General features: G+C 70.5%; 18 protein-coding genes. 3 read left to right on the forward strand and 15 right to left on the reverse strand.

The genetic code is table 11. From position 1 onward, the window contains the following. Positions 1-136 precede the first annotated feature (136 nt). From STBA_RS07535 to thyX, 3 genes are all read right to left on the reverse strand, one after another. Entirely contained in the window at positions 137-1,822 is a 1,686-nt protein-coding gene (locus STBA_RS07535) for a ribonuclease J (protein WP_077058501.1), read from the reverse strand. Positions 1,823-1,954: 132 nt separating this feature from the next. Beyond that, complete coding sequence (gene dapA, locus STBA_RS07540) at positions 1,955-2,854, reverse strand: 4-hydroxy-tetrahydrodipicolinate synthase (protein ID WP_077058502.1); 900 nt, start codon at positions 2,852-2,854, stop codon at positions 1,955-1,957. 180 nt (positions 2,855-3,034) lie between these two features. After that, positions 3,035-3,757 carry an FAD-dependent thymidylate synthase gene (gene thyX / locus STBA_RS07545; RefSeq protein ID WP_077058503.1) on the reverse strand — a complete coding sequence of 241 codons (723 nt, stop codon included), beginning with the start codon at positions 3,755-3,757 and terminating at the stop codon, positions 3,035-3,037. Between the two features lie 164 nt (positions 3,758-3,921). Between thyX and STBA_RS07550 the strand changes: the two genes are divergently transcribed. Both STBA_RS07550 and STBA_RS07555 read left to right on the forward strand, forming a co-directional pair. Then, on the forward strand, positions 3,922-4,119 hold the full coding sequence (locus tag STBA_RS07550) for a hypothetical protein (protein ID WP_077058504.1): 198 nt from the start codon (positions 3,922-3,924) through the stop codon (positions 4,117-4,119). A gap of 71 nt (positions 4,120-4,190) precedes the next feature. Beyond that, entirely contained in the window at positions 4,191-4,736 is a 546-nt protein-coding gene (locus tag STBA_RS07555; protein WP_077058505.1) for a PH domain-containing protein, read from the forward strand. Positions 4,737-4,767: 31 nt separating this feature from the next. Here STBA_RS07555 and STBA_RS07560 read toward each other — a convergent pair whose 3' ends face one another. From STBA_RS07560 to eccD, 6 genes are all read right to left on the reverse strand, one after another. Next, a complete protein-coding gene (locus tag STBA_RS07560; protein WP_077058506.1) occupies positions 4,768-5,229 on the reverse strand; it encodes a hypothetical protein in 462 nt (153 codons plus the stop codon). Between the two features lie 2 nt (positions 5,230-5,231). Further along, the gene (gene dapB, locus STBA_RS07565; protein ID WP_077058507.1) at positions 5,232-5,987 is read right to left on the reverse strand and encodes a 4-hydroxy-tetrahydrodipicolinate reductase; all 756 of its coding nucleotides are present in this window, start codon (positions 5,985-5,987) and stop codon (positions 5,232-5,234) included. A 22-nt stretch (positions 5,988-6,009) separates the two neighbouring features. Continuing rightward, positions 6,010-7,380: a pitrilysin family protein gene (locus tag STBA_RS07570; RefSeq protein ID WP_077058508.1), complete on the reverse strand. Its 1,371-nt coding sequence runs from the start codon at positions 7,378-7,380 to the stop codon at positions 6,010-6,012. Next, complete coding sequence (locus STBA_RS07575) at positions 7,377-9,617, reverse strand: polyribonucleotide nucleotidyltransferase (RefSeq protein WP_077058509.1); 2,241 nt, start codon at positions 9,615-9,617, stop codon at positions 7,377-7,379. The genes STBA_RS07570 and STBA_RS07575 overlap by 4 nt, the downstream gene beginning before the upstream one ends. 293 nt (positions 9,618-9,910) lie before the next feature. Next, a complete protein-coding gene (rpsO, locus tag STBA_RS07580) occupies positions 9,911-10,201 on the reverse strand; it encodes a 30S ribosomal protein S15 (protein WP_077058510.1) in 291 nt (96 codons plus the stop codon). A gap of 184 nt (positions 10,202-10,385) precedes the next feature. Next, entirely contained in the window at positions 10,386-11,828 is a 1,443-nt protein-coding gene (gene eccD / locus STBA_RS07585) for a type VII secretion integral membrane protein EccD (protein ID WP_077058511.1), read from the reverse strand. Between the two features lie 118 nt (positions 11,829-11,946). Here eccD and eccCa point away from each other — a divergent pair, with 118 nt between their 5' ends. Then, a complete protein-coding gene (eccCa, locus tag STBA_RS07590; protein WP_077058512.1) occupies positions 11,947-15,915 on the forward strand; it encodes a type VII secretion protein EccCa in 3,969 nt (1,322 codons plus the stop codon). 86 nt (positions 15,916-16,001) lie between these two features. Here the strand turns inward: eccCa and STBA_RS07595 are convergent, their stop codons facing one another. The 6 genes from STBA_RS07595 to mycP all read right to left on the reverse strand — a co-directional run bounded on the left by STBA_RS07595 (position 16,002) and on the right by mycP (position 21,207). Then, a complete protein-coding gene (locus STBA_RS07595) occupies positions 16,002-16,292 on the reverse strand; it encodes a WXG100 family type VII secretion target (protein WP_077058513.1) in 291 nt (96 codons plus the stop codon). A 41-nt stretch (positions 16,293-16,333) separates the two neighbouring features. Next, the gene (locus STBA_RS07600; protein WP_079251782.1) at positions 16,334-16,693 is read right to left on the reverse strand and encodes a WXG100 family type VII secretion target; all 360 of its coding nucleotides are present in this window, start codon (positions 16,691-16,693) and stop codon (positions 16,334-16,336) included. A 37-nt stretch (positions 16,694-16,730) separates the two neighbouring features. Continuing rightward, on the reverse strand, positions 16,731-18,005 hold the full coding sequence (locus STBA_RS07605) for a S8 family serine peptidase (protein WP_171987664.1): 1,275 nt from the start codon (positions 18,003-18,005) through the stop codon (positions 16,731-16,733). A 4-nt stretch (positions 18,006-18,009) separates the two neighbouring features. Then, a complete protein-coding gene (locus STBA_RS37655) occupies positions 18,010-19,452 on the reverse strand; it encodes a hypothetical protein (RefSeq protein ID WP_171987665.1) in 1,443 nt (480 codons plus the stop codon). Between the two features lie 18 nt (positions 19,453-19,470). After that, positions 19,471-19,905, reverse strand: coding sequence for a hypothetical protein (locus STBA_RS07610; RefSeq protein WP_077058515.1), 435 nt, complete (start codon positions 19,903-19,905; stop codon positions 19,471-19,473). Positions 19,906-20,028: 123 nt separating this feature from the next. Then, positions 20,029-21,207: a type VII secretion-associated serine protease mycosin gene (gene mycP, locus STBA_RS07615; RefSeq protein ID WP_077058516.1), complete on the reverse strand. Its 1,179-nt coding sequence runs from the start codon at positions 21,205-21,207 to the stop codon at positions 20,029-20,031.

A 21,207-nucleotide genomic window follows, 5' to 3' on the forward strand; every position in this document is an offset into this window, starting at 1 on the left:
CCGAAGGACGTCTGCTCGTACCGCCCGGTGGGCCGGAGCAGTCAGCTGCTCCCGGCTTCCCGTTGCGGCGGTGTCGTAAACGTACTGGAGCGGAGCGCCCGGACGCAAATCCAGTCGCTCCGCTGCCAGATGACGGTCAGACGTCGACGACGACCGGCATGATCATCGGACGCCGCCGGTATGTGTCCGAGACCCACTTGCCGACCGTCCGGCGTACCAGTTGCTGGAGTTGGTGGGGCTCGACCACGCCGTCCTGCGCCGAGCGGGCCAGGACCTCGTCGATCTTCGGGAGGACGGCGGCGAAGTCGGATTCCTCGATGCCGGAGCCCCTGGTGTGGATGCTCGGGCCGCTGACGATCTTGCCCGTGCTGCTGTCCACGACCACGAAGACGGTGATGAAGCCCTCGTCCCCCAGGATGCGGCGGTCCTTCAGGCTCGACTCGGTGACGTCGCCCACCGACAGGCCGTCCACGTACACGTACCCGGCCTGGACCTTGCCCGCGATCTTCGCCTTGCCGTCCAGCAGGTCGACGGCCACGCCGTCCTCGGCGATGACGATGCGCTCCGCGGGCACGCCCGTTGCCGCGCCCAGCTCCGCGTTGGCACGCAGGTGACGCCACTCCCCGTGAACGGGCATCAGGTTCTTCGGGCGGCAGATGTTGTAGAAGTACAGCAGCTCGCCCGCCGAGGCATGGCCGGAGACGTGCACCTTGGCGTTGCCCTTGTGGATGACGTTGGCGCCCCACCGGGTCAGGCCGTTGATCACGCGGTAGACCGCGTTCTCGTTGCCGGGGATCAGCGAGGACGCCAGGATGACCGTATCGCCCTCGACGATCCGGATCTGGTGGTCGCGGTTGGCCATCCGGGACAGGGCCGCCATCGGCTCGCCCTGGGAGCCGGTGCAGACGAGGACGACTTCGCGGTCCGCAAGGTCGTCCAGCACCTTGACGTCGACCACGAGGCCGGCGGGCACACGCAGGTAGCCGAGGTCCCGGGCGATGCCCATGTTGCGGACCATGGAACGGCCGACGAACGCGATCCGGCGGCCGTGCTCGTACGCGGCGTCCACGATCTGCTGGATGCGGTGCACGTGGCTGGCGAAGCTGGCCACGATGATCCGCTTCTCGGCCCGCGCGAAGACCTGGCGCAGCACGCCGGAGATCTCCCGCTCCGGCGGGACGAAGCCCGGTACTTCGGCGTTCGTCGAGTCGGAGAGCAGCAGGTCGATGCCCTCCTCGCCGAGGCGCGCGAAGGCGCGCAGGTCGGTGAGGCGGCCGTCGAGCGGCAGCTGGTCCATCTTGAAGTCCCCGGTGTGCACGGCCATACCGGCCGGGGTGCGGATCGCCACGGCGAGCGCGTCGGGGATGGAGTGGTTGACCGAGACGAACTCGCAGTCGAAGGGGCCGATCCGCTCGCGGTGGCCCTCGCGCACCTCCAGCGTGTAGGGGCGGATGCGGTGCTCCTGGAGCTTCGCTTCGAGCAGGGCGAGCGTCAGCTTGGAGCCGATCAGCGGAATGTCCGGCTTCTCGCGGAGCAGGTAGGGCACGCCACCGATGTGGTCCTCGTGGCCGTGCGTCAGCACGATGCCGTCGATGTCGTCGAGACGGTCCCTGATGGAGCTGAAATCCGGCAGGATCAGGTCGATGCCGGGCTGCTCCTGTTCGGGAAAGAGCACGCCGCAGTCGACGACGAGCAGCCGTCCGCCGTATTCGAAGATGGTCATGTTGCGGCCGATCTCGCCGAGGCCGCCGAGCGGGGTAACGCGCAGGCCACCCTCAGGAAGCTTCGGCGGCGCGCCGAGTTCTGGGTGCGGATGACTCAAGAGACTCTCCTGACCACGCGCGCCACATGCCTCGATCCGGGCAGCATGGCGCGCGTGTCTCTGTGCATTGGTCGGTATTCAGTTATCACCCTCGACGCGGTGGGCCGCGTCGAACAGGCAACGTTTTTGTTCTTAGATTTGTACCCCACCGGCCGTCAGATCCCGCTTGAGCTGATCGGTTTCCTCCGGGGTGAGACCGACCAGCGGGAGACGGAGCGGGCCGCCGGGCAGGCCGAGCAAACCGAGCGCGGCCTTGGAGGTGATCACGCCCTGGGTGCGGAACATGCCGGTGAACACCGGTAGCAGCTTCTGGTGGATCTCCGTGGCCTTGGCGACGTCGCCGCCGGAGTGCGCGTCCACGAGGGCCCGCAACTCGGGCGTGACGACGTGGCCGACGACGGAGACGAAGCCCACCGCGCCGACGGACAGCAGCGGCAGGTTGAGCATGTCGTCGCCCGAGTACCAGGCGAGGCCGGTGGTCGCGATGGCCCAGCTGGCACGGCCCAGGTCGCCCTTGGCGTCCTTGTTGGCAACGATGCGCGGGTGCTCGGCGAGCCTGACCATGGTCTCGGTGTTGATCGGGACGCCGGTGCGGCCCGGGATGTCGTAGAGCATCACGGGCAGTGCGGTGGCGTCGGCGATGGCGGTGAAGTGCCGCAGGAGACCTTCCTGCGGGGGCTTGTTGTAGTACGGCGTGACCGTGAGGAGCCCGTGGGCGCCGGCCTCCTCGGCGGCGCGGGCCAGCTCGATGCTGTGCCGCGTGTCGTTCGTGCCGACGCCCGCGACGACGTGGGCGCGGTCGCCCACGGCTTCCACGACGGCGCGCACCAGCCGGGTTTTCTCCACATCGCTGGTGGTCGGGGACTCACCGGTGGTGCCGTTGACGATGAGGCCGTCATTGCCGGCATCCACCAGGTGGGCGGCGAGGCGCTGCGCGCCTTCGACGTCGAGCGAGCCATCCGCCGCGAACGGCGACACCATGGCGGTCAGGACCCGTCCGAAGGGGGTCTGCGGTGTGGAGGTCGGAGCCATAGGTTCCACGCTACTCGCAGCTCAGCGTGCGCGCGCCCATCGGGGCGCTCAACCGGTGGAGCCCGGCACTGCCTGCTCGGGGGTTCAGACAGTGCCGGGTCCGTTCATTCACCCTAAATGAACTTCGCGAAATGTCGCAATACGGACACCTCGCTCGGGCTGGGCCCGGCGGCTCGTCCGCTACGGCGCCACCCGGCCGTTCGCATTGAACGCGGCGTGCGTCAGCGGCATCAGGCGCGCCCACTCCTCCTCCATCCGCTCGCCCACCATCTCGATCTCCCGCTGCGGGAAGGAGGGCACCGCCGCGCGCTCGTCATTGGTGCGCAAGCCGAGAAAGTGCATCAGCGAGCGGGCGTTGCACGTCGCGTACATCGAGGAGAAGAGACCGACCGGCAGGACGGCGCGCGCAACCTCCCGGGCGACACCGGCGGCCAGCAGCTCCCGGTAGGCGGCGTAGCCCTGCCGGTACGACTCCTCCATGACCTTGCCGACCAGCGCGTGCTGCTCCGCCGTCCCCGGCACGAACTCGTACTTGCCCGGGCGGCCCTGCTGCACGAGCTTGCGGTCCTCGCCCGGGAGGTAGAACTCGGGGTCGAGCTGCCGGTAGCGCCCCGACTCCTCGTTGTACGACCAGCCGACCCGGTGCCGGTGGAACTCGCGGAAGACGAAGATCGGCGCACGGACGAGGAAGGTCATCGAATTGTGCTCGAACGGGCTCCCGTGCCGGTCGCGCATCAGGAAGTTGATCAGGCCCCTGGAACGCGCCGGATCCTTGCCGATCTCCTCCAGGGACTGCTCCCCCGCCGTCGAGACGCGGGCGGCGAACAGCACGTCCGCGTCCGAAGCGCTGTGTTTGACCAGCTCAACGGTGATGTCGCTACGGAATGTCGGCGTCTCGGTCACCGGGAATCCTTCCAGGCACAGGGCGGTGGACGAAGCGGCTCCACCCTACGGCCAGGCACTGACACCCTCGTCCGGCGGGCCGGGCAAAACGGGCTCTGGCCCATGAGTCGGATTGTTCAGCTGATAAACTTGACTTTGAGCCAATCGGGGGAGAGATAGCCCGCATGACGTATCACGACGACTTCCGGAGCAATGTCGCCGTACCGCGCGGCCGGCCCTCCGTCGCCCGGCTCCTCGGCGGCGCCCTCGTCGGCCTTGTCGTGATATCCGGGCTCATAGGTGCGCTGCTGCTCGCCCGCCCCGCCCTCGACGTGGAACACCGGCCCGTTCCTGAGGCACCGGAGGCGGCCGAAGGTCACTGACCGCGGTAGCCTCACCGTTCACAGCACCGTCCCCCCGTGATGCCGCCTGTGATACGAACGAGGACCCAGCCGTGCCCCTGACCTTTCTTGCGGCCGACCACGACTCCGCGGGCCACGCGCCCGAGGAAGCGCTGCCGCACGCCGAGCAGGACCAATGGCGCCGCCCGTACCGCCCGGGCCCCTGGCGCGTCGCCGCCGCGGCGGTGATGCTGCTCATCGCCGCCTACATGCTCATCTCGGCCATGATCATCATCATGGCCGGTTCCCCGGCCGGCGCCGGGGCCACGCTCGGGGCCGCGGTGGCGGCCATCGTGTTCGCCCTGCGCCTGCTGCGCATGGGCATCTGGGTCAGCGCGCGCGGGCTGCGCCGCGTCGGGCTGCTGCGCACGCGAACGCTGCGGTGGCGCGAGATCACCCGCGTGAGCACCGTCCAGCAGCCCGTGAAGTGGCTCGGGACCCCGCGCAGCGTCCAGGGCCAGGCCCTGCGCATCGAACGGCGCCGCGGCGAGCCCCTGCGCACGCTGCTGACCGACCACAACGCCGACTTCCTGGCCAGGCCCGAGGCGTTCGACCGGGCCGCCGACGTGCTGGAGGCGTGGGCCGCCGAGCACTGCTAGCACTACGCGGCGGGCCGTCGCGGCCGACCTGTCAGTCGCGGACCGCGGCGGACCGCCGACCGGCGTGCAGCCCGATGGCGTGCTGCATCGCCTTGCGGGCGCGCGGGGTGTCCCGCGCGTCGTGGTAGGCCACCGCCAGCCGGAACCAGCACCGCCAGTCCTCCGGCCGTGCCTCGGTCTCCGCCCGCCGCGCCGCGAAGGCCGCGTCCGCCGCGGCGGGGTCGATACGCCCGCTCGGCGTCCGCGCCAGATCGTCCGCCGGCAGACCGCCCTCGGCCTCCAGGACGCGGGCCAGCCGGTTCGCGCCGAGCACGAACCGCAGGCTCCGCCACAGGAACCACACTCCGAGCAGCGGCAGCACCAGCACCGCCGCGCCCAGCGGCACCGTCACCCACGTGCCCTCGCGCATCAGCAGCACCCCGCGGTGCCCGACCAGGCCGAAGTAGACGACCAGAACGGTGCACAGCCCGAACAGCACCAGCCTGTCACGCACGGCTAGCCGTCCAGCTCCATGAAGTGCTCCAGGCCGAACGTGAGGCCCGGCACGCCGCCGACCCGCCGCACGCCGAGCAGCACGCCCGGCATGAACGAGCCGCGGTTCATCGAGTCGTGCCGCAGGGTGAAGATCTCGCCCTCGTCGCCGAACAGCACCTCCTGGTGCGCGACCAGGCCCCGCAGCCGCACCGCGTGCACCGGCACCCCCTCGACGTCCGCGCCGCGGGCCCCGGCCAGGGACGCGCTGGTCGCGTCGGGCTGCGCGGCCAGGCCGGCCTCCCGCCGGGCGCCGGCGATCAGCTGGGCGGTGCGCACCGCCGTGCCGCTCGGCGCGTCGGCCTTGCCCGGGTGATGCAGCTCGACGATCTCCACGGACTCGAAGAAACGGGCCGCCTGCTGGGCGAACCGCATCGTGAGCACCGCGCCGATGCCGAAGTTCGGCGCGATCAGGACGCCGGTGCCCGGCGAATCGGCGAGCCAGCCGTTCAGCTCGTCGAGGCGCTCGGACGTCCACCCGGTGGTGCCGACGACACCGTGGATGCCGTGGCGCACGCAGAACTCCAGATTGACCATCACCGCGTCGGGGTGCGTCAGCTCGACCGCCACCTCGGCGCCCGCGTCGACCAGCTCCGTCAGCGCGTCACCGCGGCCGATGGCCGCGACCAGCTCCATGTCCCCGGCCTCGGAGACCGCGCGGACGGCCTCGGCTCCCATGCGTCCGCGGGCGCCGATCACGGCCACGCGCAGCTTCTTCATCCTGCTTGCTCCTGGATCTGGTTCAGGCCACGGCGTCCGGCAGGCCCGCGGCCTGCCTGTCGTCCAGCGGGCCGATGACGGACAGCGAGGGCCGGTGGCCGAGCACCTCGCGGGCGACCTGGTGGACGTCGTCGGGGGTGACCGCGGAGATCCGGTCGAGCAGCTCGTCCACGGAGAGCTGCCCGCCCCAGCACACCTCGCTCTTGCCCAGGCGGTGCATCAGCGAGCCGGTGTCCTCAAGCCCCAGCACGGTCGACCCGGCCAGCTGGCCGATGGCCCGGCGCGTCTCGTCGTCGCTGAGGCCGTGCCGTGCCACGTCGGCGAGCTGCTCGCGGCAGATCTTCAGCACGTCGCCCAGCCGGTCGGGGCGGCAGCCGGCATAGACGCCGAAAATGCCGCAGTCGGCGTAGCCGGAGGTGTGCGTGTAGACGTTGTAGGCCAAACCGCGCTTCTCCCGGACCTCCTGGAAGAGGCGGGAACTCATCCCGCCGCCCAGCGCCGCGGACAGCACGCCGAGCGCCCAGCGCCGCTCGTCGTGCCGGGAGACGCCGGGCATGCCGAGCACGAGGTGGGCCTGCTCCGTCGGCCGCTCCTGCACCTCGACGCGACCCGCAGCCCTGATGCCGCGCCGACCGGTGCGGTGCGGCGCGGGCCCGGCCGTCGTGCCGTTCAGCGCGCCCGCCGTCTCGAAGGCGCTGCGCACCTGGTCGACGACGGCGGCATGGTCCAGATTGCCCGCGGCGGTGACGACCAGCCGGGTCGGCTCGTAGTGGCGACGGTAGAAACGGGCGATGCGGTCCCGCGTCAGCGCGTTGACCGTGTCGACCGTGCCCAGCACCGGGCGGCCCAGCGGGCTGTCGCCGAGCAGCGTCTGGGCGAACAGGTCGTGCACACCGTCACTCGGGTCGTCCTCCGTCATCGCGATCTCTTCAAGGATGACGTCGCGCTCGGCCTCGACCTCCTCCGGCGCGATGACCGAGCCGGTGAGCATGTCGCACACGACGTCGATGGCCAGCGGCAGGTCGGCGTCGAGCACCCGTGCGTAGTAGCAGGTGAACTCCTTCGTGGTGAACGCGTTCATCTCGCCGCCGACCGCGTCGATGGCCGAGGAGATGTCCAGGGCGGTACGCCGTTCGGTGCCCTTGAACAACAGATGTTCGAGATAGTGGGTGGCTCCGTTGAGCGCCGGCGTCTCGTCGCGCGAGCCGACGCCAGCCCAGATACCGAACGTGACGGACCTGACCGAAGGAACAGTCTCGGTCACGACCCGCAGGCCCCCGGGGAGTACGGTCTTGCGAACGGTGCCCGTGCCCGGCTCCGCGCGCCGCGGACGGGGCACGGCCCGCCCCACCGAAGCGGTGGGGCGGGCCGTCGAACGGGGGGTGCGCCTCACTGGTCGGCGGTGTCCTTCCCGGCCTCGTCGGCGCCCTCGGCCGTGGCGTCGGCGGACTCTTCATCCAGGACGGGGATCAGCGAGAGCTTCCCGCGCTGGTCGATCTCCGCGATCTCGACCTGCACCTTCTGGCCGACGCCCAGCACGTCGTCCACGTTCTCCACGCGCTTGCCGCCGGCCAGCTTGCGGATCTGCGAGATGTGCAGCAGGCCGTCCTTGCCCGGGAGCAGCGAGACGAACGCACCGAACGTCGTCGTCTTGACCACCGTGCCCAGGTAGCGCTCGCCGACCTCGGGCATCGTCGGGTTGGCGATGCCGTTGATCGTGGTGCGGGCGGCCTCGGCGGCCGGGCCGTCGGCCGCGCCGATGTAGATCGTGCCGTCGTCCTCGATGGTGATGTCGGCGCCGGTGTCCTCCTGGATCTGGTTGATCATCTTGCCCTTGGGGCCGATGACCTCGCCGATCTTGTCCACCGGGATCTTGACGGTGATGATGCGCGGCGCGTTCGGCGACATCTCGTCCGGAACGTCGATGGCCTCGCTCATCACGTCGAGAATGTGCAGCCGGGCGTCCCTGGCCTGCTTCAGCGCGGCGGCGAGCACCGAGGCCGGGATGCCGTCCAGCTTGGTGTCGAGCTGGAGCGCGGTGACGAACTGGCGGGTGCCGGCGACCTTGAAGTCCATGTCACCGTAGGCGTCCTCCGCACCGAGGATGTCGGTGAGGGTGACGTAGTGGGTCTCACCCTCGATCTCCTGGGAGATCAGGCCCATCGCGATGCCCGCGACCGGGGCCTTCAGCGGCACGCCCGCGTTCAGCAGCGACATGGTGGAGGCGCAGACCGAGCCCATGGAGGTCGAGCCGTTGGACCCGAGGGCCTCGGAGACCTGCCGGATGGCGTACGGGAACTCCTCGCGCGTCGGCAGCACCGGGACCAGGGCCCGCTCGGCGAGCGCGCCGTGGCCGATCTCGCGGCGCTTCGGGGAGCCGACGCGGCCGGTCTCACCGGTGGAGTAGGGCGGGAAGTTGTAGTTGTGCATGTAGCGCTTGCGCGTCACCGGCGAAAGGGTGTCCAGCTGCTGCTCCATACGCAACATGTTGAGCGTGGTGACGCCGAGGATCTGCGTCTCGCCGCGCTCGAACAGCGCGGAGCCGTGCACCCGCGGGATCGCCTCGACCTCGGCGGCCAGCGTGCGGATGTCGGTGACCCCGCGGCCGTCGATGCGGACCTTGTCGCGGATGACGCGCTCGCGCACCAGCGCCTTGGTCAGCGCCCGGTAGGCGGCGGAGATCTCCTTCTCGCGGCCCTCGAACTGCGGCAGCAGCTTCTCGGCGGCCACCGTCTTGATGCGGTCCAGCTCCGTCTCGCGCTCCTGCTTGCCCGCGATGGTCAGCGCCTGGGCCAGCTCATCGCGCACGGCGGCGGACAGGGACTCCAGCACGTCGTCCTGGAAGTCGAGGAAGACGGGGAACTCGCCGGTCGGCTTGGCCGCCTTGGCGGCGAGGTCGGACTGCGCCCGGCACAGGACCTTGATGAACGGCTTCGCGGCATCGAGGCCGGCGGCGACGACCTCTTCGGTCGGCGCCTGGGCGCCGCCCTTGACCAGCTCGATCGTCTTCTCGGTCGCCTCGGCCTCGACCATCATGATCGCGACATCGCCGTCGGCCAGGACACGGCCGGCGACGACCATGTCGAAGACGGCCTCCTCCAGCTCGGTGTGCGTGGGGAACGCCACCCACTGGCCGCGGATGAGGGCGACGCGGGTGCCGCCGATGGGGCCGGAGAACGGCAGGCCCGCCAGCTGCGTCGAGCAGGAGGCGGCGTTGATGGCGACCACGTCGTACAGGTGGTCGGGGTTGAGCGCCATGATCGTCTCGACGATCTGGATCTCGTTCCGCAGGCCCTTCTTGAACGAGGGGCGCAGCGGGCGGTCGATCAGGCGGCAGGTGAGGATGGCGTCCTCGGAGGGGCGTCCCTCGCGCCGGAAGAAGGAGCCGGGGATCTTCCCGGCCGCGTACATCCGCTCCTCGACGTCGACGGTGAGCGGGAAGAAGTCGAGTTGGTCCTTCGGGTTCTTCGAGGCGGTGGTGGCCGACAGCACCATGGTGTCGTCGTCCAGGTAGGCCACGGCGGACCCGGCGGCCTGCCTGGCCAGCCGACCGGTCTCGAAGCGGATCGTGCGGGTGCCGAAGCTGCCGTTGTCGATGACGGCCTCGGCGTAGTGGGTCTCGTTCTCCACCTTGGAAAGTCTCCTCTTCTGCACCCCGTCCTGGGGACGGGGCGGGGTGGAGCACCTCCAGACGGGCCGGCCATCGATCGAAGCTCCCGGGACAGCAGCCCGGGGGCCACTACCGAGGACCGGCGACGGTGAGAAGGCACTCCGCCTCGTGCATACGTCGTGGTTTCTCTGTTATGTCGTTGAGGACCAGCCTACAAAGGCGGGCGGTCCCCGGCGCGGTTTCCGTCCGTGACGGACCGGATACGGCGAAGGGAGCGGCCCCGGTTGAGGGTGACCGCTCCCTTGTCGGCGTCTTACCTGGCGCCCGCGGCGCCGCGGCGGATACCGAGCCGTTCCACCAGGGTCCGGAAGCGCTGGATGTCCTTGCGCGCCAGGTACTGCAACAGGCGGCGGCGCTGGCCGACCAGGAGCAGCAGGCCCCGGCGGGAGTGGTGGTCGTGCTTGTGGATCTTCAGGTGCTCGGTGAGGTCCGAGATGCGGCGCGAGAGCAGCGCCACCTGGACCTCGGGGGAGCCGGTGTCGCCGTCCTTCGTGGCGAACTCGGCAATGATCTTCTGCTTCGTGGCGGCGTCGAGTGACGACACACGTGCTCCTTGGTGATGTCCGATGTAGCCACCGAGTGCCCCTGGGCCGATCCGCAGGGGAGCTTCCGGAACTCGGGAGGCGGGGCCCGCTGAGCGCTTCCTCCAGAAGACTCCGGGGGCGCGTACGCAAACGGCCGGTAAGCAGGCTACAACAGGATGGCGAGCCGAGCACACTCGGAGGGCATCAGCCGCTCGTCAGTCCTCTGGCCTCGCCGTACAACTCCAGCACCGCAAGGCACAGCGGTATCAGGGACAACAATACGGCCCCTTCGGTGAGATCGAGCACCCGGCCCCAGAACGGGGTCAGCCCGGCCCGCGGCACGACCAGGGCGATCGTCGCCAGCACCGCCGCCGCGGCGGTGAGCGCCGCGGCCAGCCAGACGGTGCGCAGATCGGGCGAGCCGCCGTCGGCCGCGGACGTGGTGTCCGCCGCGACCCCGACGACGAGCAGCCCGAGGGAGACGAGCCCGGCCGAGAGCAGCACCGCGACCTGGACCGCGTACCGGAAGAGGCGGGCGCGCGTGAGCAGGGCCACACCGGTGGCCAGCGCGAGCAGCCGGCCCCAGCCGCTTCCCGAGAAGCCGAGCGTGCCGACGGACACGGTGGCCAGTACGGCGCAGCCGCCGGTGAGGCCGAGGAGCAGCTGGTGGCCGCGGCGGGCCTGCGCGGCGATGCGTTCGGTGTCGACGGGCGGGGCCGGGGTCTGGGGCTGCTCCGGGTCGGTGGTGTCGTAGCCGGGGCGCGGGGCGGTGTAGCCGATGGGAAGCCGCACCAGACTCGCCGACAGCGCGGGCAGGAAGCCCAGCGCGCCGAGGGCGACAGGCGCGCAGACGGCCGCCGTGTGCACCGGGTCCGCCTCGGTGAGGATGGCGCCGAACGTCGCGAGCGTGCCGAACGTCGCCGCGCAGGCGCTCGCGGCGAACCAGCCCGCGGCCTGGGGCATGGCCGCGATCAGCACGACGGACACGAGCAGGGCGGCGACGCAGCCGAGCAGCAGTTCCAGGCGGCCGACCCCGTGGCCGGCGTCGAGCGGAAGCACGCCGGTGCCCGCGACGAGGGCGTGCGGCAGGGCGGCGAGGCCGAACGTCACGGCGGCCGCGTGATCGTCGTAGACGCGGGCGCGGACTGCGGCGAAGGCGGCGAGGAGCACGGCGAGGATGCCCGCGATGACGCCGGGCAGGCCGTGCATCTCGTGCCGTTCCGGCTCACCGAACCACAGGACCACGGCGACGAGCGCGCCGAGGCAGCCGGCGGCGGTGAGGCCCGCGAGCCGCAGCATGCGGTCCTGCCAGAGCCGCCGGTCACCGGCGACGGCATCGGCGACCGCGTCGGTCACGTCGTCGTGGACCGGCGGCGGCAGGGAGTCGGCGAACGGGCGCAGGGCCAGCACCTCGCCGTCCAGCACGCGCTGCCCCGCCAGGGTGCGCGCGCCGTCGAGCACCGTGCCGTCGCGGCGGACGAGGTGGTAGCCGACGGGGGCGCCCGGGTCGGGGGTGAGACCGGTGAGGTGCAGGATCTCCGGGTACAGCTCGGCGAGCGGGAAGTCCTCGGGCAGCGCCATGTCGGTACGGCTGTTGGGCGCGGCGATGGTGACACGGCAGAAGCCGACGGTCGCGGTCGTGCTCACGGTGTTGCTCCCCTCCCCTTGTGCACGGACTGCGGCGGACACCCTACCCGGAGTGCTGTCAGTGGTGCCCACTAGGATCGACAATGCGTCACCGCACCGTGGCCGGGGGGTCGTTGAAATGAGCCAGATCGTCGTCAAACGCCCGCCGAGGGCTCTGCCGGAGCCCGCGGCCGGGGAGGCCGTGGAGCTGCTCTCGCCGCCCGAGCTGCCCAAGGGGCAGCAGGAGGGCGTGCTGATGCAGGTCGTGCCGATGCTCGGCATGGGCTCCTCGGTGGTCTTCTTCTTCATGCCGAACGCGCACCCCTTCATGCGCATCATGGGGATGCTGATGCTGGTGTCGACGGCCGGCATGGTCATCGCCATGATCGTCAGATTCCGGCGGGGCACGCAGGGACAGATGGCCCAACTGCGGCGGGACTACCTGAAGTACCTGTCGCGGACCCGGCGGGCTGTGCGGGAGACGGCGCGGCGGCAGCGGGACGCCCAGCACTATCTGCATCCGGCGCCCGAGCAGTTGTGGTCCCTCGTCGCGGAGGGCAGCCGGGTGTGGGAGCGGCGGCCGGGCGAGGCGGACTTCGGGCAGGTGCGCATCGGGCTCGGCGAGCACCAGCTGGCCACGCCGCTGGTGGCGCCGCAGACCGCGCCCGTCGAGGAGTTGGAGCCGCTGACCGCCGGGGCGATGCGAAGGTTCCTCGACACCCACAGCACGGTTCACGGGCTGCCGATGGCCGTCTCGCTGCGGAGCTTCTACCGGCTGGTGCTGCACGGCGACGCGGAGACGGCGCGCGGCGTGGCCCGCGCGCTGGTGGGGTCGCTGACGTCGCTGCACTCGCCGGAGGACATGACGCTCGCCGTGGTCACCTCGGCGGAGGCGGCGGGGCACTGGGAGTGGACGAAGTGGCTGCCCCATGCGCAGCTTCCGTCCCTGGACGGGGCCGGCACGCGGCGCCTGTTCGGGGGCAGCGTTCCCGTTGTGGAGCAGGAGCTGTCGGGGCGGCTCGCGGGGCGGGGGCGCTTCTCGCCGGGCGGCAAGCCGGTGCTCGACCAGCCGCATGTGGTGCTCCTCGTCGACGGGGACCGGATTCCGCCGCATTCGGCCTTCGCCGCCGCGGAGGGGCTCCAGGGGGTGACGATCGTCGAGATCGCGCCGGGTGAGCGGGACGCGGGCCGCGGCGGGCTGTCCGTGCGGTGCCTGCCCGGGAGCCTGCGGCTCGAAGCGCAGGGCGGCTCGGTGTTCGACGGCGAGCCGGACGTACTGTCCCCCGAGGCGGCGGAGGCGCTGGCGCGGCAGCTGGCCCCGCTGCGGCTGAGCACGGCCGCGGACGAGGAGGAGCCGCTGCTGGCCGAGCTGGACTTCGCCGAGCTGCTCGGCCTCGGCGATCCCGCGTCGGTCGACGTCTCCAGGACGTGGCGCCCGCGGTCGGCGGGCGAGCGGCTGCGGGTGCCGATCGGCGTGGACGAGGAGGGCCAGCCGGTCATGCTGGACCTCAAGGAGGCCGCGCAGGAGGGCATGGGCCCGCACGGTCTGTGCGTGGGGGCGACGGGCTCGGGCAAGTCGGAGCTGCTGCGGACGCTGGTGCTCGGCCTCGCGGTCACCCACACCTCCCAGACGCTGAACTTCGTGCTGGCCGACTTCAAGGGCGGCGCGACGTTCACGGGCATGGCCGGGCTGCCGCACGTCTCCGCGGTCATCACAAATCTGGCGGACGACCTGACGCAGGTCGACCGCATGGGCGACTCGATCCGCGGCGAGCTCCAGCGGCGGCAGGAGTTGCTGCGGGCGGCGGGCAACTATGCCAACCTGCACGACTACGAGCGCGCCAGGGCGGCCGGCGCCCTGCTGGAGCCGCTGGCCTCGCTCGTCCTGGTCATCGACGAGTTCAGCGAGCTGCTGACGGCGAAGCCCGACTTCATCGACATGTTCATCCAGATCGGCCGCATCGGCCGGTCGCTGGGCGTGCATCTGCTGCTGGCCTCGCAGCGGCTGGAGGAGGGCCGGCTGAAGGGCCTGGACACCTACCTGTCGTACCGGATCGGTCTGCGCACCTTCTCCGCCGCCGAGTCGAGGACCGCCATCGGCGTTCCGGACGCATACCACCTGCCGCAGGTGCCCGGCTCCGGCCTGCTGAAGACGGGGACGGAGCAGATGACGCGCTTCAAGGCGGCGTACGTCTCCGGCGCCTACCGGAAGCCGTCGACGAGGACGGCGTCCTCGGGCCCGCGCCCGCTGCGCCGCAGGCCGGTCGTGTTCACGGCGGCACCGGTCGCCGTGCAGTACGACGAGCCCGAGGCGGCCGCGGGCCCGGCGGACCCGGCGCAGCCTGCGGGCGACGACCCGCTGGCCGACTCGGTGCTCGACGTGATCGTCCGCCGGCTCGAGGGGCAGGGCCCGGCCGCCCACCAGGTGTGGCTGCCGCCGCTGGACTCCGCCGTGCCGCTCGACACGCTGTTCCCCGAGCTGCGGGTCGTGGAGGGGCGCGGCCTCCAGGCGGCGGGCGGGACGGGCGGGACGGGCGGGTTGGGCGTCCCGCTCGGCGTGGTGGACAAGCCCTTCGAGCAGCGCAGGGAGACCTTCGTCCGCGACTTCTCCGGGGCGGGGGGCCACATGCTGATCGTCGGCGGCCCGCAGTCCGGCAAGTCCACGCTGCTGCGCACGCTGATCACCTCGTTCGCGCTGACGCACACGCCGCGGGAAGTGCAGTTCTACGGGCTCGACTTCGGCGGTGGCGGCCTCACGGCGGTCGCCGGTCTCCCGCACGTCGGCGGTGTGGCCTCGCGCCTGGACCCGGACCGGGTGCGGCGGGCCGTCTCCGAGGTGGCGGGCGTGCTGGCCCGGCGCGAGGAGCTGTTCCGCCGGGAAGGCATCGACTCGATCGCGACCTACCGCCGCATGCGGAACGCGGGGCAACTGCCGGAAGAAGCCTGGGGCGACGTGTTCCTGCTGATCGACGGGTGGGCCACGTTCAAGCAGGACTACGACATGACGCTGGAGCCGGTCATCACCGACATTGCGTCGCGCGGCCTCGGCTACGGAGTCCACCTGATCGTGACGGCGTCCCGGTACATGGAGATGCGCCCGGCGCTGAAGGACCAGCTGACGAACCGGGTGGAGATGCGGCTCGGCGACACGCTGGACTCGGACTTCGACCGCAAGGTGGCAGCGGCCATCCCCGCGGGGGCACCGGGGCGCGGGCAGACGCCCGACAAGATGCACTGGATGGCGGCACTCCCCCGGGCGGACGGAGTGACCCGTACCGAGGACCTCGCGGAGGGCACGGCTGCTCTGGTCGAGTCCGTCCGCGCCGCGTGGCACGGCGCCCAGGCACCGGTCATCCGCATGCTCCCGGAGCGGCTGCCTGCCGACGAGCTGCCCAAGGGCTTCGAGCGCCCCGAGTCCGGGATCGCCGTGGGACTCGGCGAGACCGACCTGGAGCCCGTGTTCATCAATTTCGAACGGGACCCGTTCCTGCTGATCATCGGCGAGAGCGAGTCCGGCAAGTCCGCGGCGCTGCGGCTGATCATGCGCAAGCTTTCGGAGCGCTATTCGCCGGACGACGTGCGGTTCATCGTCACCGACTACCGTCGGGCGCTGATGGCGGCCGCGCCCGAGGAGTTCATCGCGAGCTACTCGACGACGGAAGCCCGGCTGACGCAGGACATCGTCTCGCTGAACAAGATCTTCGAGAAGCGGGCGCCGAAGGAAGACATCAGCATGGAGGAGCTGCGCTCGCGGAAGTGGTGGAAGGGCCCGCGGCTCTTCGTCATCGTCGATGACTACGACCTGGTCGCCATGGGCAACAGGAACCCGCTGAGCCACCTGACGGACCACCTGCCGTACGCCAGGGACGTCGGCGTCAATTTCATCATCGCGCGCGGCACGGCCGGCATTTCGCGCGCCATGTTCGAGCCGTTCGTGCAGCGCCTGCGGGAGCTGGGCGGGCAGGGCCTGATTCTGTCGGGCGACCCGAAGGAAGGCGAGATCTTTCCCTCGATTCGCGCCCGCACCCTCCCACCCGGCCGAGCACAGTTCGCCTCCCGCCGCCGGGGCAGGCCCCTGGTCCAGCTGGGTTGGCTGCCCGAGGAGTAACCGCACATGCGAACGGGGGGTGTGACCGGCCCCCGGCCTGCGGCCGGTCACACCCCCCGTGGCACGGATGCGGTGCCGTCGCCGGGTCAGGTACCCATGCGGTTGGCGTTGCGGAGGTCCACGGCCCGGTAGTTCATGCCCGCCGTGTCCAGCGCGTTGCCGGTCATGCCCAGGACGACGCGCAGCTTGTCCAGCTCCTCGGAGAAAACCCGCATGTTGGCGTCGAAGGCAGTGGCTGCCTCACCAGACCATCCGGCTGCGGCCCAGCTGAGAGCCGCCCGCAGGGCCTCCAGGCGATCGAGAAGCTGCCGCTCCTCGGCGGTAAGCCCTTCGGACCCGCCGCTGAGCGCCGCGTAACTGAGACTGAAGTCAGCCATGGTCTATCCCCTTTCCGTATGCGACATGTGTCCGATGGGCGTTACGCAAGATGGTCGAAGCCGCGGGAGGACATGTCCCCCAGGCCCGAGTGGGCGCGCTGCATTTCCGCGATCTGCTCCTGCTCCTGCTGCGAGAAGTCGTCGCGGCTCATCCGGACCAGCTCGCGCAGGTTCTCCAGCGCCCGGACCAGCCGGTCCAGGTTGAAGTTGGCCTCGGTCTGCCCGGAGGCGAACTGCCGGGCCGCCTCACCGGTCCACCCCGCGGCCACCTGGTCGGTCGCCGACGAGAGCTTCGTCCGGCTCTGGTTGAGCAGCCCGACCTCCTGGTCGAGCGAATTGAGCAGCTCCCGGATGGTTTCTTCACTCTGCCGCAAATCGCTGTTCGGCATCGCTTCAGACATTCAGACCCTCCCCTTGTGATTGCTTATCCCGTACTGACTAGGCCGTACCGCGCCGACGGTTGACCACTACCGCTGCCGCGACACCGCCCAGGATCACCACACCGACGACGCCGGCCATGACCAGCGGCCCCGAACCCCCGCCATCACCATCGGCCATATTCTCCGCCGACTCATCAGGCCCACCCGAAGGCTCGGGCCCCGCCGAACCGGCCTCACCGGACTCCCCGGAATCCTCCCCCTCCGGACCCGTTTCCGGCTCCGGCACGGGCGCGGGCGACACCGGAGGATCGAGCGAGGCCTCATACTCCTCGAACAGCGGGTTGACGTCCGGCTCCCCCGGCTCCCCCTCGCCATCGAGAATCACACGATCCGGCCGCACCATGCCGTACCCGACATAGTCGTCCCGACCCCCCTCAGGCCCATCCGCGGTCTCCAACATCGCCCGCAGCACCTGATTCTTCGTCCAGTCAGGGTGCGCCGACCAGATGAGAGCGGCAGAAGCAGACGCAAGCGCCGTCGCCGAACTCGTCCCGCCCTCTTCCACGATGCACGCGGGTTGGAAGCTCCCGTCCGGGCACTGCCCTGGCACCTCATTTCCCGGTGCGGACAGCGCTACTTGCGGGCCATAAGTCGAATAGTCCACATGCTCGCCACTCCGGTCTACGGCGCCTACAGCGACAACCCCCTCGTGCAGAGCGGGAACACTCAGGGAGTTATCGGTGTCGCCGGTATTCCCCATAGCCGCAAAGATTAATGTGTCATTTCGGGCCGCAAGGTCGAGAGCAGCATCCAATTCCGGGACGATCCCCAATTCTTCCACGCCCATGGAAATACTGACGATCTTAGCATCGGAGTCCACAGCGTATTCAATCGCCTGAGCGAAACGCTGTGCTTGGCCGAAGTCCCGCTCAACGTTTTTCACTCGAACAGGAAGGACCTCGACGCCTGGGGCAAGCCCGGGGATACCACTTTCCGCACCAGAACCGGCTATGAGGCTAGCCATACTCGTTCCATGCCCGTCTCGGTCAACGTGCGCGCCCTTGGGGTCGTAGGTGAGATCGGTACCTTCGAGGACTCGTCCCTCCAAAGTGGGCAACGAAGCGTCCGTGCCTGAGTCGACCACGGCGACCGTCACACCTTCGCCTCTTGCCTGCTCCCACACTTCCTCCATGCGCATGGTGTCCATGTACCAGGGGTCCTGAGGCCCCTCGGCAGCGGCATGGGGAGCCAGCGCGAAACTGCCCAGGACCATACCCGTCAATAACAGCGCGGCGGTCCGAAAGCGTGCGGGTGCGGGAGTCAAGAAAGACATAGAGTCAGCGGTCCTTTTCCTGTTGCGCTCGATCGTTCCGCTTCCGTTTGCGCCGTCGGCCATTCGCCGACGGCGAGGGCCGACCGGTGATCCCGGCTGTTGGCGAGCCAGTACTGCCCGCTGCCTTCCGAGATATGGCCGGCTCGGCACCCGCCCTTCCGTAAGGCCGGCTCCCATCACTGAGATGGCTGGCCGATCCGCCCACCAGCGCGCCTCCAGGGCCACGCACCGCGCCGGTCGTTAAATCGCGAAACGCCGAGGGCGCACCGGCACCGACGATCCCGTTCTGCGGAATCGCACGATGATGCGACTCCGCCTGACGCGGCACACCGCCGATGATGCCGCCCTGGCCCGTCTCACGTGACATGCGGCCGCCGGGAAATCCCAACATGGGAGGACGCCCTGTCATGGGACTCTGAGCAGCGCCGCCACCACCCGCGTGGTGACCGTCGGCGTGGGCAGGCGGAGAGCTGACGTTGGACATCGGGTTCATGGTGGGGCGAGGTACAGGGTGCTGGGTGTTCGGATGCGGCGTCCGAAGTGCACCGCCGTTGCCTGGCCCGCCCCCGGGCCCCGGACCGATCCTCGGCTGCGGGGTGATCACGGGGGTGTGGATGTTCTCCGCACCACCGGCAGGCGGAGGCACCGGGCTCGGTGTTGGGGGGACCGTCGGGCCGACCGGAGCCCGTGCGTCCGGCGCGGGCACGGCAGAGTCGAGTGACGTCCCGATCCAGTCGTCGCCCGGCGCCGCCACGATAGGCGTCGGCGCCGCGGCACCGCCGACAAACTCCCGCGGCGGGCTCGGAGCCACCGACGGCGGCATCGACGAAAACCCTTGAGACGCTTCGCCGCTCCCAAACATCGCATAGGCGCTTCCGGCACTGCCTGAATATCCGAGTCCTGGAGCACCGCCGGGCGTGGACGGCCCCGACGCCTGCTCTTGCGGCGGCCGCCAGCCTTCGGTCGTCGTGAACGGCTCGAAGCGGGGTTCCGGGGCGCGGGACATTGCGTCGCTTGCGAGTCGGTAGGCCGAGTCCAGGCTGTCGATCAGTCTGATTGCTTCCTGGCGGTCCACTTCGGCCATCGTTTGCTCGAAGCCGCTGGCGTCCGACAGCGGGCCCAGCGGGGTCGGGCGGGTCGGGGGCATGGCCGACTTCACCTTGGCCAGGACCTGGCCCGCCACCGTCATTGCGCCACCGACCCGCTCGGCGTAGTCGCTGAGCGTTGCCGACTCCTGCCGGAAGTGGTCGCCCCAGGCGCGGACCACTTCAGCCGCCTCGCCGCGCCATTCCATGGCTGCCACGCGGGCCGCGATCAGGTCTCCCACTTCGCGGATCATCGGCACCATTTCCAGCAGCGCCCGTGCCCGGGTCTCCACCGCGCCGGGATCGGCTCGCGCGACCAGCCCCGCGAGGAACTCGTGCTTTTCAGATTCGTGCTCACTCACAGCCGTGCCCTCCCCATGTCACTGCGCCATGTCCTGAGCCCCGCCACCGCCGGTGCTGTCGTCACCCGGACGAGGCCCCGGTGTCGAATACAGCTCGTCCATGTGGGCGGTGATCTGCTGCAACCGCTCGATCTGCTCCATTTCAGTCGCGGTGTAGTCGTTCTCGACCAGTGTTGTCGTAATTCCCAGCATCTCGATGGCGTCCTGCTGGATGCGCACAAAACCTTCGAGTCGTGCCCGGATCTCCTCGTAGCGCGAGAACAACTCGGCCGCTGCCGATGATTCGCCGAACTGGCCCGCCTCCGAGCGGAGATCGCTCAGCTGCTCGGGCGACAGCCGTGATGAACGCAGTGTTTCCACTGCGGACTCCAGCCAGCCGACGAAGTCGGGAAGCTCGCCGTCCGGCAAATACAAATCGGGCCGACCTGCCGGCCGGTATGAATCGTCCGTCATCCCACCCTCCCCTCCACCGGTGCCCCCTCAGTCACCGTGGGCCACCATCTTATGCCGATCACTCCGCATTGATGCAAGGTGGTTACGGAGCGGAATCGATCGCAGCTTCGAGACAGGAAAGCGCTATTGCCGCCGCCGGTCGCGCAGGATCAGGGCCGCGCCGGCCACCGCCGCGGTCAGCACCGCCCCGGTCAGGACGACGAACGTGCCGAGGCGTTCCGAACGTTCGGCATGCGTCTCGCCCAGGTCGAGAGCTGCCACCTCCGGGGCGGGCGGTGCCGGTGCCGGCTCGTCCGGGACCGGGGCGTCGGCCGGCTCCGTGTCGTCCTCCGTCAGCGCGCGCACCGGGTCGACGACGCCCCAGCCGGTGTGCGGATCGGGGCCCGGTGCTGCGCGTTCCGCCGTCTGCTGGAGATGGGTGACGACCTGCTGCGCGCTCCACTCGGGGTGCGCGGCGCGCAGCAGGGCGGCGACGCCCGCCACGTAGGGCGCGGCGAAGCTGGTGCCGCTGTCGACGCACTGACCGCCGCCGGGAACGGTGGAGACCATGTCGACGCCGGGGGCCGCGATGCCGACGAAGTCGCCCGACTGCGAGAAGGGCGCGCGCTCGTTGTTGCGGTCTGAGGCGCCGACGGCCAGGACGCCGTCGTAGGAGGCCGGATAGGTCTCGCGCCGGCGGCCGTCCGCGCCGTCGTTGCCGACCGAGGCGATGACGACGATGTCCGCGTCCACCGCCTCCGCCACTGCGGTCCGGAGGGCGGAGCCCCCGGCCGGCGGCGCGTCCGTGTCCTGGGAGATGTTGATGACGTCCACGTCCTGTTCGACGGCGTGCTCGATGGCTCGGGCGAGCGTCCCTATGGTGCCGCCGGCCTGGGAGTCGGTCTGCCGGATGGGGACGATCGTCGACTCGGGGGCGAGGCCCACGAACCCTGTGTCCTCGTGGGAGCGCGCGGCGATGATGCCCGCGACCTTGGTGCCGTGGCCGACCGTGTCGGTGGTGCTGTCGCCCTCGCCCTCGGTGAAGTCGGCGCCGCGGTCCGCCGCGACGGCGCCGGCGAGCTGGGGGTTGGCGGTGTCGACGCCGCTGTCGATGACGGCGACGCTGACGCCCGCGCCGCGTGTCTCCTGCCACAGCTGGTCGAGCAGGACGCGCTGGAGCGACCAGGGGCGTTCCTCGATGGGCTCGGCCGGGAACGTGCAGCGCGCGCCGTCGGCGGAGGCGGCGTGGGCGCCGGTGAACGTGGCCAGGCCCACGAGGGCCAGCGCGGTGCCCGCGCGGAGCGGGCGGTGGCCGCGGCGCAT

It is taken from the genome of Streptomyces sp. MP131-18, from assembly GCF_001984575.1.
In the GTDB taxonomy this organism is placed as follows: domain Bacteria; phylum Actinomycetota; class Actinomycetes; order Streptomycetales; family Streptomycetaceae; genus Streptomyces; species Streptomyces johnsoniae.

Excerpts from the sequence above, each read along its gene's own strand:
- dapA (WP_077058502.1), bottom strand. The coding sequence starts at position 2,854 with ATGGCTCCGACCTCCACACCGCAGACCCCCTTCGGACGGGTCCTGACC.
- STBA_RS07550 (WP_077058504.1), top strand. The coding sequence starts at position 3,922 with ATGACGTATCACGACGACTTCCGGAGCAATGTCGCCGTACCGCGCGGC.
- dapB (WP_077058507.1), bottom strand. The coding sequence starts at position 5,987 with ATGAAGAAGCTGCGCGTGGCCGTGATCGGCGCCCGCGGACGCATGGGA.
- eccCa (WP_077058512.1), top strand. The coding sequence starts at position 11,947 with ATGAGCCAGATCGTCGTCAAACGCCCGCCGAGGGCTCTGCCGGAGCCC.
- STBA_RS07595 (WP_077058513.1), bottom strand. The coding sequence starts at position 16,292 with ATGGCTGACTTCAGTCTCAGTTACGCGGCGCTCAGCGGCGGGTCCGAA.
- STBA_RS07600 (WP_079251782.1), bottom strand. The coding sequence starts at position 16,693 with ATGTCTGAAGCGATGCCGAACAGCGATTTGCGGCAGAGTGAAGAAACC.
- STBA_RS07605 (WP_171987664.1), bottom strand. The coding sequence starts at position 18,005 with ATGTCTTTCTTGACTCCCGCACCCGCACGCTTTCGGACCGCCGCGCTG.
- STBA_RS07610 (WP_077058515.1), bottom strand. The coding sequence starts at position 19,905 with ATGACGGACGATTCATACCGGCCGGCAGGTCGGCCCGATTTGTATTTG.
- mycP (WP_077058516.1), bottom strand. The coding sequence starts at position 21,207 with ATGCGCCGCGGCCACCGCCCGCTCCGCGCGGGCACCGCGCTGGCCCTC.